The organism is bacterium CG_4_10_14_0_2_um_filter_33_32 (assembly GCA_002792735.1).
In the GTDB taxonomy this organism is placed as follows: domain Bacteria; phylum Patescibacteriota; class CPR2_A; order CG2-30-33-46; family CG2-30-33-46; genus CG2-30-33-46.
Genome location: PFOW01000056.1, coordinates 1 through 15,748, shown reverse-complemented (window position 1 = coordinate 15,748; position 15,748 = coordinate 1). Strand labels below are relative to the sequence as shown.

Sequence of the window (15,748 nt, the reverse complement as noted above, 5' to 3'; positions counted from 1 at the left end):
GAATACACCAATCTTTGGGTAATATTTCACCCATTGATTATTTAATAAAAACTGTTCCGGAGTCTCAAATGTGCGTGACGCGTACACCCGCTTGACTTATAAGCTAATTTTTGGTAAAATATGAAACACTAAATTTACTTTTGAGAAGAAATCCGATTAAGAAGAGGTCATTTTGAGAGTTATAAAAAGAAATATATTCTTTAAGATTATCCTAGGTGTCTGGTTTGTTTTAACCGGTTTTTTAATATACGTTAATTTTCCTTTGATATCTGCTAATTTAAATTATTATTTTGGTAAGGATCAGCAAAGCGGACAAAAAGTTACACAGAACAAGAATAACGGTACGCAAAGTAATAATAAAAAAGATAACAATCAATCTAAAGTAGAGCCATCTAAAGTTTTAGAGAATAAGATAATTATTCCTAAGATTAATGTTGATGCTCCTCTTGCAGAAGCGGCCAGTAACAAAGAACAGGATATGCTTCTAGCATTACAGGGCGGAGTAGTTTTTTATCCTACTAATTCTAGGCCAGGGGAAAAAGGCAATGTTTTTGTGGTGGGGCATAGCTCAAATTATCGATGGGCGAAGGGTGATTATAATTATGTTTTTTCTATTTTAAATAAGATTAGTGAAAGTGATCTAATAACTATTTATTATAACGGTACTAAATATGTTTATAAAGTTTTTGAAGTTATTGTAGTTTCACCCAAAGAAGTAAGTGTTTTAAATCAAACCAAAGATTCTATAATTTCGGTTATGACCTGTGATCCTCCTGGTACTGCATGGAAGAGGCGAATAGTAAAAGGTATCCAGATTGAACCGGACCCAAACAAAAATAAAGATATTAATAGTAATACAACTAAAAGTAATGGTCAGTTAGTCGGCAATTAATCTACTCTACAAGCTTCATAACTTTAATATTTTTAAATTTATCTTTTTGTTCTATGAATATTAAGGATTTTCCAAGCTTGGTAGCCGTAAATTTATCAGGGCCAGCTGAATCAGTAAGAGTTATTGGATTATCGCCATCAATCTCGATAAAGTTTATCTCTTTATCGGTTCTGAATAATATGTGTTTATAATCATAGAACCATATCATGTCGTTTATTATTCCTGATAGCCGCGTAGTGATTCTGTTTTTTGGTTCGTCCGGATTATCAGATTCAAAAGTATAAACATTTATTTCTTTATCTGTTCTGTATACGATTTGCTTATCGTCTTTTGTCCAAATCACATCTTTTATGTTAGAGCTTATTTTTTGTTTTTCACCCTTCTCCAGATTAAAGAGATTATTATCTGAACTTATTGTATATGCGAATCTTTCTTTTTCTCCAGGGAAGAGGTGGATATTTTTGTCTTTTTCTGTAGTCAATTTATCCTTTACTCTGAAATCAAAATCAGACTGCCATATTTCTTGTTCATTAGAATTATTTTTAATAAAAAAAACATGATTTTGGTTTTGATTAAAATCTAGTATCTTTTCTTCTTTTGCAGTACGGCTGTTTTGAGATACAGTATATAGATTTAAATCAGATAGAATAAAAACTGAATTATCAGAATTAGCGATAAACTCTATTTTTGATATATTATTAGGAAATTCTAAATCGTATACTTTTTCGTCAATTATAAGCTTATATTTTTTATCATTACCGTTACTTATTTTAAGTAGCAGATTTTTGCTGTTATAGCTCCATTCTTGTATTTCTACGTTTTCATTCGCCTGTTCTGATGTATAAATTTTCTTTTGTTCATTATTCTTCAGGCTAGCTGACCAGACATTATTTTTTAAATCCACGAATGCCGTTTTAGTATAATCCGGAGAAATCGCATAATTTTTAATCCCATCTGTTGTTATGGAATTTGTGCTTCTATTTTTTGGGATTAAGAATATATATTCCAACCATGTTACGATACTTGATTTTATGCTAAATTGTTTCTCCCATGTTATATAACCTTCTTTCTCAACTCTGAGGACGTGATCCCCTGGATATACTGATATATTTAAGGGAGCCTTATTTTTTTTAAATTTATCATCAAGATATATATCGACATTTTTGGGAACGCTTCTGATTAGAACCATCCCTAATTTTTTAAATGAACGAGATTTACTATCAAAAAAATATCCTTGACTAGAGAGGATAATAAAGAAAGCAATAATAGTAAATACCACAAAAGATATTATGTAGAGAATTAATCTTTTTTTGACAATCATATATAGATTATATAATACAACTTAATATAAATGAATTCTTATGACTCTATATTCAAAGCAACCCCCGTTAGAGGCCTCTGACAATTTTAGGAAAATTTATTTTATAATTAATGAAAAAAGAAAAATGTTTGTAACTGGGTAAGCGGTGCCATCATTTACAAAGAGCGGATTTTTAACGGGGTAAATAAGGGTTGAAAATGATAAGCTAAAAGCTTAAAATACCAATACTTGTAAGAAGAAGGAAAAATGGAAAAGTTTAAGATTATCGGGGGCACACATCTAAGAGGAAAGGTAACCGTATCAGGATCAAAAAATGCTGTCTTGCCGATTATTGCAGCAACAATAATACACCCAGCTGTTTACAAACTTTCAAATGTACCAGAAATAGATGACGTTAAGATTATGCTTAAGATTATGCGTAAAATGGGTGCAGAAATAAAAAAAGTGAGAAAGAATGTTTTTGAAATTAATACCAAAAAAATATCAAGTTATGAGCCGGACTATAAGCTAGTAAGAAATATAAGAGCCTCTGTTTTATTTATAGGGCCATTATTAGCAAGGTTTGGTAAAGTAAAGATTGCCCAACCAGGGGGTTGTTTTATCGGTTCAAGGCCATTAACAACACACTTTACGGCTTTTGAAAAATTAGGTGTGTCAATTGAAGAAGAAGGCGGTTACTATATTCTTAGTGCAAAAAGAATGAAGACAAATAAGAAGGTCGTGTTAGGCGAAATCAGTGTGACCGCAACTGAAAATATTTTGATGGCTGCCTCAAAAATAAATTTTACCAAAATACGCTTAGCTGCTTCTGAGCCCCATGTTGAGGATTTATGTAATTTTTTAATTAAAATAGGTGTTACGATTGAGGGAATTAACACTCATAATCTTAAAGTTTATGGGAATAGAAATTTTAAATCATATATTGAGCATAGAATCATTCCAGACCAAATTGAAGCCGGCACTTTAGCTATTGCAGCAGCAGTTAGTAGGGGCAATGTTGAAATAAACGATTTTATAAGCGATCATAACGATATTCTTTTAAATAAATTTGAAGAAATTGGGATTAATTTTGAAGCCAGGGATAAAAAATTATTCATAAAACCATCCACGGTTTTAAAGGCAGTTAATATCAGAACTGATATATATCCCGGTTTCCCGACAGATTTACAAGCGCCTATGGTCGTTCTTTTAACTCAAGCAGAAGGTACGTCTGAAATTAATGAAACTATGTTTGAAAGCCGCTTTGGGTATATGCAAGAACTCAAGAAAATGGGTGCAGACGTTGTTATATCTGGCGTACATCACGCTCTGGTTACAGGGTCTGTGCCTTTATACGGTACAAAAATATCATCGTTTGATCTCAGGGCTGGCGCAACCTTGATTATTGCTTCACTCATAGCGGAAGGAGAGAGTGAAATTGATAATATTCACCTTATTGATAGGGGATATGAGAATATTGAGAAGAAGCTTAATAGTTTGGGTGCTAAAATTGAAAGAGTCATACATTAAAGAATGCTAAAACGTAATTTTAAATTTGTGTTATAATATTCTATTGGAGAAAATATGTTAAGTAGAAGAATTGGAATAGATCTAGGTACAGCAAATGTACTAGTTAGTGTGGGGAAAAGAGGCATCATAATAAATGAGCCTTCTGTTGTTGCTGTATCCACAATCGATAATAAAGTAATGGCAGTTGGTGTTGAGGCTAAGGAAATGCTTGGGAAAACTCCAGACACAATAGTTGCTTCTAGGCCGTTAAAGGACGGGGTTATAGCTGACTATAGAATTACTGAAGCGATGATTAGGTATTTTATTAATAAGACAGCTGGAAGTTTTAGACTATTTAGACCGGAAGTAATGATTTCAGTTCCTGCAGGCGTTACTTCTACAGAAAGAAGGGCGGTTGTTGACGCAACAATGCAGGCAGGTGCTAAAGCTACGTATATTATAAAAGAACCACTCGCAGCGGCTATTGGAGCAGATATACCAATCGCCAATCCGGCAGGCAACATGATTATAGATATTGGCGGAGGTACATCTGAAGTGGCCGTTATATCTTTGGGTGGTATAGTAACCGCAAATTCAGTGAGAGTTGGCGGGAATAAAATAGATGCTGCAATAAGAGAATTCATTCGGAGAAAGTATGGTTTAGCTATAGGTGATAGGACTGCTGAGGAAATTAAAATAAAAATTGGAAGTGCTTTGTCTTTAGAAAATGCGCCCACAATGGAAATTAGAGGTCGTGATATTATTGCGGGTTTGCCGAGGATTATTACAATTAATGGTAATGAAATTACAGAAGCTATAAAAGATGAATTGGATCAAATCATAGCCGCAGTTAAAGCTGTTTTAGTTAAGACACCGCCAGAACTTTCATCTGATGTTATAGATCAGGGTATGGTTCTAAGCGGAGGTGGGGCGTTATTAAATAATCTTGATAAGCTTCTTACAAAAGCAACTGGAGTTCCTTGTTACGTCGCTGATAATCCTTTATTTTGCGTTGCCAAAGGAACTTATATTGCTTTAGAAAATTTAGATGACTACAAAAGAAGTTTGGGCGAATCTTAAGGATAGTGATAAGCTTTTATATAATTTTATAACGGCATTCATATTCGTAATATCATACGCTTTATTAGTAGGATATTTTTTTAACAAATCCTATATTTTATTTTTTTTATTTTTCTCTATATTTTTTTATTTTTCTTTTTTAATTTTTAAAAATCCCAAAATTGGGATTATTGCTCTTATCATATTTCTTCCTTTGCATGCTTTTTATTTTAGCTATTTTTTTTCTATTTTCAGTTTGAATGTTCAATCATCGTTTTTCTTAGCTTTATGGAAAGAGGTGATTTTTTTAATATTAGTTTGTGCTTTAACATTTAAATTTTTTAGAAAAGAAATTAAAAAACCTAAGTTAATTTTTGCAGATAAATTAATTATCGGTTTATTTATTCTTTCGCTTATTATTTCCTGTAGATCAAATTTGTCTGAGATAATTTGGGGGATTAGATATCAATTTGAGTTTTTTGCTTTTTACTTTGCGGTAAGGTTTTTAAATATTTTTTCAAACACCAAGGACTTGGTGATGAGATCTTTCATATTTATAGGAGTCTTTGTATCATCTTTTGGTTTATTCCAAGCAATTTTATTACCAAAAGATTTTTTAACTAGTTTTGGTTTTAGAAATTATAATGATGGTTGGGTTGCAGGTTTGCCTCCGCTTGCTTATCATCCTGTTTCTCCGCCAAAAATGGATTTAATAAGAATTATTGGAACTTTCTCTGATCCTAATACATTCGGTGCTTATCTGATTATTTTTATTATTTTTCTTGTATCTCTGCTTCTTGTTTATAAGAGGTACAGAGGTTTGATATATTTAGCTTTCTTTCCTTCATTGATATCCCTAATCTATACTTTTTCCAGAAGTGCTTGGATATCATTGGCAGTTGGAATATTAACTTTATTGTTTATTGTTATTCCTAAGAAAATAAGGCTAAAGGCCACTGGAATTTTAATGTTTTTAGTGATTGTCATTGTTTTATTGTTTCCGTCGTTTTTAAAATCAACTTTTTTGACTGATATTATTTTACACGGCGAATATTCACAGACAATATATGGGTCAACCGCTTCTCATTTTGATTCTCTTAAAAGCGGATTAAATTATGTAATAGATAATCCTCTAGGTATGGGGCTGGGAAAGGCTGGTCCGGCATCACAAAGATTTGGGGCCGGAATTATTAGCGAAAATTGGTATTTACAAATAGGGGAAGAGGTTGGTATTTTAGGTATAATATTGTTTATAGGTATTATTCTAAACTTCTTATGGCATTTTTGGCGGTATTTCAGATCTGCAAAAGATTTAAGCATAAAATATTTAAATTTATTCTTATTTGTTTCCTTGATTGCTTTATCTTTTTCTAATTTATTTTTACATACTTGGGCGAGTACTGCGGTATCTTTTACTTTCTGGATATTTACAGGTTTATTAATTTCTTGGGGACAGAATGAAAATAGTAATAGTGCATGATTTTTTAAATTCGTTTGGTGGCGCAGAAAGAGTAACATCTGAAATTTCAGATATATTTAAAGATGCCCCAATTTATACTCTTTTTGCCAACAGTAAAATAACTGATAAATTTTTTAAAGATAAAAAAATAATTACTTCAAGCCTTCAGAAAAAAGCAGAAGCGTTAGGATTTAGACATAAGTATCTTTTACCTTTTATGCCAAGGGCAGTCGAAGAATTTAATCTTTATGATTTTGATATTGTTATTTCTTCATCTTCGGCTTGGGGAAAAGGAGTCATCACAAAACCCGAAACCATCCATATATCTTATTGCCACACTCCTACAAGATTTCTTTGGGTTGATCGGGGTGATTATATAAAGCAGCAAAACCTAGGTTTTATAAAAAATTATTTTGTGAGTAAAATTCTAGATAAAATAAAGATATGGGATAGATTGGCTGCAGATAGAGTTGATTATTGGATAGCAAATTCTTTGGTTACCCAAGATAGGATTAAAAAATATTACAGGAAAGAATCTGTTATAATTTATCCCCCAGTAGATACCGATAAATTTTATATCTCAAATCATAAAAAAGACTTTTTTCTTATAGTTTCAAGGCTATCTCCTTATAAAAATATCAGTTTAGCGGTTGATGTTTTTAATGAACTTGGCTTAGAGCTGGTTGTTATCGGTGAAGGTCCTCAAAAGCAAGAACTAATTGCAAAAGCAAAAGATAATATTAAAATTTTAGGTTTTAAAAGTGATGAAGAAGTTATTAAATATTATCAGGAATGCAGGGCTTTTGTTTTCCCAACATTTAATGAGGATTTTGGTTTAACACCAGTAGAAGCTATGGCATGCGGTAAGCCTGTTATTGCTGCTGGGAAGGGTGGCACAAGAGAAACGATAGTTGAAGATAAAACGGGAATATTTTTTGAAGAACCGACAAAAGAATCGCTAAAAAAGGCAATTAATAAATTTCTTGAAGATGAAAACAGATACAACCAGAACGATATAAGAGAACACGCACTTAAATTCAGTAAGAATGAATTTGATCAAAGAATAAAAGATTTTGTGAAAGATAAATATAATAGTTTAGTTATTTAAGGAAAAGATAATGGAAGAAAAAGTTGATATATTAGGAACTAATATAAATAAAATAAGCCAAAAAGACCTTATAGAAAAAATTTCCGTTATTTTGGATGAAAACAAAAAAAAATTTATTGTTACTGCCAATCCCGAAGGAGTCATAATAGGCGCTAAAGATAAAGATTTTAGGGATATAGTTAACGGTGCTGATTTTGTAACTGCTGATGGTATAGGAATTTTATGGGCAGCAACCTTTTTAAATTATAAGACGGCAAAAAACTTTATTAAATATTTAGAAATACCTTTTTTAGCGTTAGTTTCTTTATTTTTTTTGGTTATTAGGCCTTCATCTGTAAAAAAAATTATTCCTGAAAGAGTTGCTGGTTCTGATCTATTTTGGGAAATGATAAAACTTGCCAAAGAAAATAGCAAATCAATTTTTCTTTTAGGGGGGCAAGAAGGAATAGCAGAAGAAGCAAGTAAAGTAATAAAGGAAAAGTATCCTCAAATTAATATTGCTGGTTTTTATGCAGGCTTCCCAAAAGAGATTGGGATTGTTGAGAGAATAAATAATAATAATACTAATATACTTTTTGTTGCTTGGGGACAGCCAAAACAGGAAAAATGGATCAAGGAGAACTTAAAAGATTTAAATATTAACTTAGCTATTGGTGTTGGTGGTACATTTGATTTTGTTGTTGGTAAAGTAAGAAGATCTCCAATAATTTTACAAAAGATGGGTTTGGAATGGTTGTGGAGATTAATTAAGGAACCCAAAAGAATAAAGCGCATATTTATCGCCGTACCAAAATTTATATATACTGTGATAAACTATAAACTAAAGCATTAAAGGAATATGAATGGAAGTTAGAACAAGAATAGCGCCATCTCCTACAGGGAAACTTCATATAGGAACAGCCAGAACAGCTCTGTTCAATTTATTATTTGCGCGAAAAAACAAAGGAAAATTTTTTCTGCGTTTTGAAGATACTGACATTAAGCGCTCCACGATAGATTCTGAAACAGAAATTATTAATGGATTTAAGTGGCTTGGACTTGAATGGGACGGTGATATCGTAAGACAAATGGATCGACTTGATATTTATAAACAAAAAGCCGAGGAACTTATATCTAAAAAATTGGCATATGAAAAAGACGGTGCTATTTGGCTTGATGCAAAAAAATCAATTGAATATCTAAAAATGGACTATAAGTTATCAGTTGCCAGCAAAGATAATAAGGAAATAAAAAGCTATTTTGTTAAATTTGATAATGAGGATTTGCTAGCCGGTAAAATATCTGGGAATGTTGAGGATCTTGTTATTTTACGTTCGAATGGAATACCGACATATCATTTTGCAGTAGTTATAGATGATGAGGAAATGCATATAACCCATGTAATAAGAGGTACCGATCATTTTTCTAATACTCCTAAGCATATCGTATTACAAAAAATTTTCGGATTTAATGTGCCTGTTTATTTGCACTTACCATTAACACTAAATCCTGAAAGAGGCACAGGCAAGTTATCCAAAAGATCGGGTAGCACTTCAATAGAAGATTTTAAAAAAGAAGGTTATTTGCCGGAAGCATTGATTAATTTTATGGTTTTATTGGGTTGGCATCCCGGTAAGAGCGAACAAGAAATTTTTACCCTTCAGCAGCTTATTTCTGAGTTTTCTGTAGGTCATATGAGTAAGAGTAATGCGGTTTTTGATATAAACAAATTAGATAATATAAACGGCATATATATTAGAAATATAAATAACAAAGGATTAATTAAAAGATTAAAAGATATTATTAAGCTTCCAAGCGTTCCAGAAGATTATATCGAAAAAGTCTTAACTGTTGTTAAGGATAGGATAAAAAAACTTGTAGATTTTAATGAACTTTCTCTATATTTTTTTAAAGAGCCGGCATACGATCCAAAGATTTTAATTTTCAGGAAAAGTGATAAGGATAAAACCCTGGAAGGTTTGAATGGTGCATTATTATTACTGGAGAATCAAAAGGAGTGGCCAGAAACAGTGCAGGGTTTTGAGGCATTATTGAAGAAAGTGATGGAAGAGAAAAATTTATCGTTTGGTGATGTTTTTTGGCCAATTAGAGTTGCATTATCCGGGAGAGAAGCAAGCCCATCTCCAACAGAACTGCTCTGGGTTTTAGGCAAAGAAGAATCTTTAAAAAGAATCAAAGAAGCGATACAATTACTTACGTAACTTTTATTCGGGGGTCGTCTAGCGGTAGGACAACGGGTTCTGGTCCCGTTAACCGGGGTTCGAATCCCTGCCCCCGAACCAATAGGTTTAATTAGTTTTTATAAAAATATATGTTAAAAGAAACGAAAAATTTCCCAAAACTTAAAAAAGGATGGAAAAAGGGTAAGGGAGATGTAATCTACGAAGACCCTTTGTATGGAAGAATCCAGGCAGTTATACATTGCAAAGATGATGGTCTTGCTAATTATGATTCAATTATTTTTGTAGAACCAACAGGTAGCGGAATTATCATTTTGGTAGATAAAAATATAAGCGAGATTTATCTTCATGTTGAAAAAAGGCCGGTTGTTATGGGTGATAACAAATTTGATATCAAGGCCGGTAATTTAAACGTTAAATTATCAAAGTTGGGGAAGGATAGCATTGAGGTGCCGCGAGGGTTTATTGATAAGCATGATAAAAATTCGCTATCCGGTGCTGTTAGGGAAGCAGAAGAAGAAACAGGTTTTAAGATTTTTAAAAAAGATATTAGAAAAATAGGTGAAATAAATTCAAATACTAGTTATTTTATTTCAAATCTTACAGTTTATATCGCTAAAGTTAGAGATAAGGCTACTTTTAAAAAATTGAGCGATGAAGAGAGCAATAAGATATCTAATGGCAGGTGGTATAGCATAAAAGAAGTTAAGGGTATGATAAGAAAAAATAAAATATTCTGCGCTCTTACTTTAGCCGCTCTAAGTATGGCTTTTTGTAATCTTAAAACGCAAAAATGAATATAAATTGTCGAAAGTAGTTTATTAAAGTTATTTTTTATTTCATGGTTTCTTGCAGCTTTAGTGTTTAACTTATATATTATTGCGCAAAAATAATTTTTATGATAAACTATGTTGATATTTTTGTTATTTGACATTAGTGTTATCCATAGGGGAGAGATGGAAGTGCAGAATCTATTAGATAGTGTATTAGAAGAAAGGCTCTGTAGTATCCTTGATAAATGCGGAGTTGAGATTAATGGTAACAATGATTACGATATATGGGTTTTAGATAATAATTTTTACAGAAAAGTTTTGTTTTCAGGAACTTTAGGATTAGGCGAGGCTTATATGGCCGGTTTATGGGAATGTGAGAGGATTGATAAATTTGTTTCACTTGTTTTATCGGCTGATATAGACAAAGAAATAAGGATAAATCCTTCGGCTTTTATACTGTCGATAATGCCGTGGTTTTTAAATCTCCAATCTGTAAAGAGAGCTTTTAATATTGGTAAAGCGCATTATGATTTTAGCAATGAATTTTTCTCTCAGATGCTTGATAAGCGCATGATATATTCTTGCGGTTTTTGGCACGGAGCAGAAAATTTAGATGAGGCTCAAGAGAATAAATTAGATTTAATATGCCGTAAAATTTATTTAGAGCCTGGAATGAAGATTCTGGATATTGGATGTGGTTGGGGAGGTTTTGCGAAGTTTGCAGCTGAAAAGTATGGTGCAAACGTTGTTGGTATAACTGTGTCTAAAGAGCAAGCCGAATTTGCTAAAATAAATTGCCACGGTCTGCCAGTTGAAATTAGGCTTCAGGATTATCGTAGTTTAGATTATGAGAAGTTTGATAGGATTGTATCTATAGGAATGTTTGAACATGTTGGTCCGAGAAATTATCAAGCCTATATGAAAGCAGTGCACTCTTGTCTTACAGACAATGGCCTTTTTTTACTCCATACTATAGGTGGAAACAAATCCGTTTTTAGCGTTGATCCTTGGATTAACAAATATATTTTTCCCGGAGGAGTTCTTCCTTCCATAAAACAAATAGGTGAATCAATAGAGAAATTTTTTGTTATGGAAGATTGGCATAATTTCGGAACCGATTATGATAAGACGCTAATGGAATGGTATGAAAATTTTGAAAAGACGTGGTCTGATATTAGAAATCAATATGATGAAAAGTTCTACAGGATGTGGAAATATTATTTATTAGTTTGTGCTGGTGCTTTTAGGGCGCGCAATATTCAACTTTGGCAAATTATTCTGTCAAAAAAAATATTCGGAGAATACAAGTCAATTCATTATTAATAAACACTTATCAAAGAGCATTAGCTCTTTTTTTATAATAAAAATCTCACATCACGTTGTAGTAAAAGTTGTTTATATTTATTTTGGGGCTATTAAGGCTTAAGCTTTTTATCAGTTATATAGAATAGATTATTTAGAAAAATATAATAAAGAGAAAAATATGTTAAATAATAAAGATTTTAGGAGTGAAGTTAAAAAGAAAAACTCAAAAATAGATTCAGAAACGCTAAAATATAAATTAGGGGTTATAATATTATTATGAGAATTTTAGTAGTAGAGGACGAACATAAAATAGCCAATGCTATAAAAAAGGGACTTGAGCAGGAATATTTTGCTGTTGACGTGGCTTATAATGGTGATAATGGCTTAGATTGTGCCTTAGCTGATGATTACGATTTGGTAATATTAGATCGCATGATTCCGGGGGAAAGCGATGGAATTAAAATCTTAAAAGAGATGCGAGCTAATAATATACATACCCCTGTTATTTTCGTAACAGCTAAAGATGCTATAAATGATCGTGTTAATGGCCTAAATTCTGGAGCCGATGATTATCTTATAAAGCCTTTTGCATTCGAAGAATTATTGGCAAGAGTCAGAGCACTTCTTAGAAGACCGCAAGATAATTTGGATCCGATATTGAAATATAAGAGTCTAACGCTAGACCCCCAAAATTTTATTGTTAAAAGAAAAGGTAAAGTTATTGAACTTACCACAAAAGAATTCGCCCTCTTAGAATATATAATGAGAAACCAAGGTAGAATTCTTACGAAGGAAAATATTATTTCTCATATTTGGGATTTTGACGCAGATATTCTCCCCAACACAGTTGAGGTGTATATTGGTTATTTAAGAAACAAAATAGATATTCCAAAAGAGCATTCTCTGATAAAAACAAAGAGAGGTTTTGGTTATGTTTTTGGAGAAGAAAAATAATGTTTCATAAGGCCGTTTTAAAAATGACTTTTATTTATTTAACTATCATTATGTTTATTAGTTTATTTTTTAGTTTGAATCTTTATCATATTTCAACTCAAGAGATTGATCGGGGGCTTAGAAGACAGCAATTAATGTTTGAGGGGATTGATAGAGATAATGGATTTATTGGCGCCCCTGAGATACTAAGACAAAGAGATTTTGCGTTTGCCGAAGGTAAAGAGCGCGTATTAAGTCAGCTTATTTATACAAATCTTTTTATCTTAATATTAGTTAAAACCCATTGAAGAATCTCATGAAGTCCAAAGTCGTTTTACTGCTGATGCCTCACACGAGCTTCGTTCGCCACTCTCTGCATTAAAGTCGGAAATCGAAGTAACTCTTAGAGATCCTAATGTATCCAAAGAAGACATGACAAATGTGCTGAGAAGCAATTTAGAAGAAGTTAATAGGTTAGAGTCTTTAACATCTGGGCTTCTGGAGCTTGCCCGCGACGATAATTCTATCCAATGTCAAGAAAAGGTTTCTGTATCAGAATTTATAAATACTGGTATCAAATCTGTTAAGAAAGAAGCTGAAAATAAAGGAATCAAAATTGAGAAAGAAATTCCCGCTGATTATTCTATTTTAGGAAACAAGGAAAAATTGATTGAGGTTATAACAATCTTATTTGAGAATAGTATTAAGTATAGTGATTTTGACAAAGACATTAAAATTATCGCTAAAGAAAAAGGTAATTCTATCGAGATATCCATTCAAGATAGAGGCTACGGTATTCAAGAAAATGACTTACCTCATATTTTTAATAGGTTTTACCGCACCGAATCTTCAAGATCAAAGAATAAAGTTAATGGTTACGGTCTTGGATTATCTATTGCAAAGAAAATTATTGATATGCATCACGGTAATATCGAGGTGCATAGCATATTTGGTCAGGGCTCAATTTTTACCATTAAATTATCAAAAACAGTACCTTAAGCTTTCTCTCAGTTTTTTTTAATTTAATATAAGTAATTAAAAAGGAAAAGCATGGGAATAATTAAGAGAGGTTTAAAGAACGCATTTCGTAATTCGATAAGGACTTTTTTGATAGTCGTTATCTTGGGATTAAGTATCGGTCTAGTATTGATAATGTTAGTAGCCAGGCAAGCAGTGCAGGCAAAAATTGAATCAGTAAAAAGTTCGATCGGTAATACTGTATCAGTATCACCAGCAGGCATGAGAGGTTTTGAGGGAGGCGGGGAGCCACTTACAGAGGATAAAATAGGAAAATTACAGAAACTAGAGCATGTAACTTCGGTTACCAAAATATTAAATGACCGTCTTACAACAGAGAACTCAAATCTAGTAACTTCAATTGATGCCGGTTCTCTTGGAAGAAGATTTTCTGAAAATAGCGGCCAAAGATTTGCTTCTCCTTTTGGTGAAAATAGATCAGGATCAGGCAGTCAGGGGATCAGAACATTTACACCTCCTATTACATTGGTTGGAACAACACAGCCAACAAATTTGTCCTCCAGTATTGGCGGTGGCACTTTTAAGCTTATTGACGGAGAAGTTTTTGGGTCAAGTAGCAGTGATAATGTTGCATTAATCGGATCATCACTTGCTTCTAAGAATAATCTAAAGGTGGGTTTAACTTTTACTGCCTACTCTACGACAATAAAAGTTATTGGAATCTTTGATGCCGGAAATAATTTCTCTAATAATCAAGTGATTATGCCTATTGCCATAGTTCAAAAATTAACAAACCAAACTAGCAGTATTTCAGCGGTTAATGTGATTGTGGATTCAATTTCAAATATTGATTCTGTTACAACGGCTATTAATAATGAGCTCAAAGACAAAGCAGATGTTACTAATAGTGCAGATCAAGCGAAGGAAACATTAACACCCTTAGAAAATATTAAAAATATCTCCACAGTAAGTTTAATTGGTTCATTAATTGTCTGTGCTTTTATTATTCTTTTAACAATGATGATGATTGTACGAGAACGAAGGAGAGAGATCGGGGTTTTAAAGGCTATTGGAGCTACAAATATTAGAGTGATGGGCCAATTTATTGTTGAATCTTTAACTTTAACTTTATTAGGAATGGTTATTGGTATCGGAATAGGTTTTTTTGCAAGCAATTCCGTGACTCAGCTTTTGGTTAGAAATAGTGTAAGTTCTAATCAGACCCCAGGCATTAGAGGTGGCGGAATGATGAGAATGTTTGGACAAGGTATAAATAGCATTCGTGATGTACAGGCTAGTATTGGCTGGGATATTATTCTGTATGGTTTTGGTGCGGCTATAATTATTGCAATTTTGGGTAGTGCGATTCCTGCTTGGTTTATTTCTAAGGTAAGACCGGCAGAAGTAATGAGATCGGAATAATAAATAAAGAAAATACCCCACACTTAAAATTTTAAGTGTGGGGTCTCGGGAGGAAATATGCTAGAAGTGTCTAATATAACAAAAGAATTTAAATCAGGCGATGTAAAAGTTGTTGCCGTTAACAATATAGATTTTAAGGTGCCACAAGGAAAATTTATTTCAATAATAGGGAAAAGCGGTAGCGGTAAAAGCACTTTGTTATCAATCTTGGGTGCCCTTGATAGGCCGACATCAGGCAAAATAATTGTTGACGGTAAAGATATCTCTCGTATGTCTGAAAAAGAACAAGTGTCTTATCGTTCTAAAGAAATAGGCTTTATATTTCAAAATTATAATTTAATTCCAAATATTTCTGCTCTAGAGAATGTAACGATTACTATGGAGTTTGCTGGTACACCTTCTAAGGATAGAAAAGAACGAGCAACAAAATTATTAGACGAAGTTGGTATAGAAGGTGAAAAGCAAAGAAGGAAACCGGGACGGCTTTCCGGAGGAGAACAACAAAGAGTAGCTATTGCAAGAGCATTAGCAAATAAGCCAAAGCTGATTCTTGCTGACGAACCTACTGGGAATCTTGATTCTCAAACAGGTAAGATGATTTTTGATCTGCTTCATAAACTTTCCAGAATAGAAAATACAACAATCATAGCAGTGACTCACGATCTTTCTATTGCAGGTAAAACGGATATGACATTTAAGCTTTTTGATGGCAAGATTAGTGATAGTAAATAAATCTTATTATTTATATAGAGGTGAATAAGTTACGAAACATTTGAGACTCCTGCAAATAACTAAGGAGTTTCCAATATGCATATCAAAGCCTTGTGGTA

The 15,748-nt window shown here is 32.6% G+C and carries 15 protein-coding genes and 1 tRNA gene; 15 read left to right on the top strand and 1 reads right to left on the bottom strand.

Translation table 11 applies throughout. From position 1 onward, the window contains the following. The first annotated feature begins 169 nt into the window (after positions 1-169). The gene (locus COX95_03685; protein ID PIZ85581.1) at positions 170-892 is read left to right on the top strand and encodes a hypothetical protein; all 723 of its coding nucleotides are present in this window, start codon (positions 170-172) and stop codon (positions 890-892) included. A gap of 1 nt (position 893) precedes the next feature. On the opposite strand, the gene COX95_03680 is transcribed toward COX95_03685, so the two are convergent. Next, complete coding sequence (locus tag COX95_03680; GenBank protein PIZ85580.1) at positions 894-2,213, bottom strand: hypothetical protein; 1,320 nt, start codon at positions 2,211-2,213, stop codon at positions 894-896. A 246-nt stretch (positions 2,214-2,459) separates the two neighbouring features. Between COX95_03680 and murA the strand changes: the two genes are divergently transcribed. The 14 genes from murA (at position 2,460) to COX95_03610 (ending at position 15,650) form a co-directional block, all read left to right on the top strand. Then, positions 2,460-3,722, top strand: a complete 1,263-nt coding sequence (murA, locus tag COX95_03675) for a UDP-N-acetylglucosamine 1-carboxyvinyltransferase (protein ID PIZ85579.1) — start codon at positions 2,460-2,462, stop codon at positions 3,720-3,722. Positions 3,723-3,776: 54 nt separating this feature from the next. Next, positions 3,777-4,781: a rod shape-determining protein gene (locus COX95_03670; protein PIZ85578.1), complete on the top strand. Its 1,005-nt coding sequence runs from the start codon at positions 3,777-3,779 to the stop codon at positions 4,779-4,781. Next, positions 4,750-6,240 carry a hypothetical protein gene (locus COX95_03665; protein ID PIZ85577.1) on the top strand — a complete coding sequence of 497 codons (1,491 nt, stop codon included), beginning with the start codon at positions 4,750-4,752 and terminating at the stop codon, positions 6,238-6,240. The genes COX95_03670 and COX95_03665 overlap by 32 nt, the downstream gene beginning before the upstream one ends. Further along, entirely contained in the window at positions 6,218-7,327 is a 1,110-nt protein-coding gene (locus COX95_03660; protein PIZ85576.1) for a glycosyltransferase family 4 protein, read from the top strand. The genes COX95_03665 and COX95_03660 overlap by 23 nt, the downstream gene beginning before the upstream one ends. Before the next feature lie 10 nt (positions 7,328-7,337). Continuing rightward, complete coding sequence (locus COX95_03655) at positions 7,338-8,159, top strand: hypothetical protein (GenBank protein PIZ85575.1); 822 nt, start codon at positions 7,338-7,340, stop codon at positions 8,157-8,159. A 10-nt stretch (positions 8,160-8,169) separates the two neighbouring features. Then, on the top strand, positions 8,170-9,528 hold the full coding sequence (locus COX95_03650; protein PIZ85574.1) for a glutamate--tRNA ligase: 1,359 nt from the start codon (positions 8,170-8,172) through the stop codon (positions 9,526-9,528). Positions 9,529-9,535: 7 nt separating this feature from the next. Then, positions 9,536-9,609, top strand: a tRNA-Gln gene (locus tag COX95_03645). 29 nt (positions 9,610-9,638) lie between these two features. Further along, positions 9,639-10,304: a hypothetical protein gene (locus COX95_03640; GenBank protein ID PIZ85573.1), complete on the top strand. Its 666-nt coding sequence runs from the start codon at positions 9,639-9,641 to the stop codon at positions 10,302-10,304. A 159-nt stretch (positions 10,305-10,463) separates the two neighbouring features. Then, positions 10,464-11,603 carry a cyclopropane-fatty-acyl-phospholipid synthase gene (locus COX95_03635; GenBank protein PIZ85572.1) on the top strand — a complete coding sequence of 380 codons (1,140 nt, stop codon included), beginning with the start codon at positions 10,464-10,466 and terminating at the stop codon, positions 11,601-11,603. Positions 11,604-11,861: 258 nt separating this feature from the next. Continuing rightward, a complete protein-coding gene (locus COX95_03630) occupies positions 11,862-12,539 on the top strand; it encodes a DNA-binding response regulator (GenBank protein ID PIZ85571.1) in 678 nt (225 codons plus the stop codon). Next, positions 12,539-12,826 carry a hypothetical protein gene (locus tag COX95_03625; protein PIZ85570.1) on the top strand — a complete coding sequence of 96 codons (288 nt, stop codon included), beginning with the start codon at positions 12,539-12,541 and terminating at the stop codon, positions 12,824-12,826. Before COX95_03630 ends, COX95_03625 begins: the two co-directional genes overlap by 1 nt. A 124-nt stretch (positions 12,827-12,950) precedes the next feature. Beyond that, positions 12,951-13,517: a hypothetical protein gene (locus tag COX95_03620; protein PIZ85569.1), complete on the top strand. Its 567-nt coding sequence runs from the start codon at positions 12,951-12,953 to the stop codon at positions 13,515-13,517. Positions 13,518-13,568: 51 nt separating this feature from the next. Further along, positions 13,569-14,918: a hypothetical protein gene (locus COX95_03615; GenBank protein PIZ85568.1), complete on the top strand. Its 1,350-nt coding sequence runs from the start codon at positions 13,569-13,571 to the stop codon at positions 14,916-14,918. 57 nt (positions 14,919-14,975) lie between these two features. Next, positions 14,976-15,650: an ABC transporter gene (locus tag COX95_03610; GenBank protein PIZ85567.1), complete on the top strand. Its 675-nt coding sequence runs from the start codon at positions 14,976-14,978 to the stop codon at positions 15,648-15,650. Positions 15,651-15,748: the final 98 nt, after the last annotated feature.

Coding starts and splice junctions, on each gene's coding strand:
- COX95_03635 (PIZ85572.1), top strand. CDS start 10,464: ATGGAAGTGCAGAATCTATTAGATAGTGTATTAGAAGAAAGGCTCTGT.
- COX95_03620 (PIZ85569.1), top strand. CDS start 12,951: ATGACAAATGTGCTGAGAAGCAATTTAGAAGAAGTTAATAGGTTAGAG.
- COX95_03655 (PIZ85575.1), top strand. CDS start 7,338: ATGGAAGAAAAAGTTGATATATTAGGAACTAATATAAATAAAATAAGC.
- COX95_03610 (PIZ85567.1), top strand. CDS start 14,976: ATGCTAGAAGTGTCTAATATAACAAAAGAATTTAAATCAGGCGATGTA.
- COX95_03615 (PIZ85568.1), top strand. CDS start 13,569: ATGGGAATAATTAAGAGAGGTTTAAAGAACGCATTTCGTAATTCGATA.
- COX95_03640 (PIZ85573.1), top strand. CDS start 9,639: ATGTTAAAAGAAACGAAAAATTTCCCAAAACTTAAAAAAGGATGGAAA.
- COX95_03650 (PIZ85574.1), top strand. CDS start 8,170: ATGGAAGTTAGAACAAGAATAGCGCCATCTCCTACAGGGAAACTTCAT.
- COX95_03665 (PIZ85577.1), top strand. CDS start 4,750: ATGACTACAAAAGAAGTTTGGGCGAATCTTAAGGATAGTGATAAGCTT.
- COX95_03630 (PIZ85571.1), top strand. CDS start 11,862: ATGAGAATTTTAGTAGTAGAGGACGAACATAAAATAGCCAATGCTATA.
- COX95_03660 (PIZ85576.1), top strand. CDS start 6,218: ATGAAAATAGTAATAGTGCATGATTTTTTAAATTCGTTTGGTGGCGCA.
- murA (PIZ85579.1), top strand. CDS start 2,460: ATGGAAAAGTTTAAGATTATCGGGGGCACACATCTAAGAGGAAAGGTA.
- COX95_03680 (PIZ85580.1), bottom strand. CDS start 2,213: ATGATTGTCAAAAAAAGATTAATTCTCTACATAATATCTTTTGTGGTA.
- COX95_03670 (PIZ85578.1), top strand. CDS start 3,777: ATGTTAAGTAGAAGAATTGGAATAGATCTAGGTACAGCAAATGTACTA.
- COX95_03625 (PIZ85570.1), top strand. CDS start 12,539: ATGTTTCATAAGGCCGTTTTAAAAATGACTTTTATTTATTTAACTATC.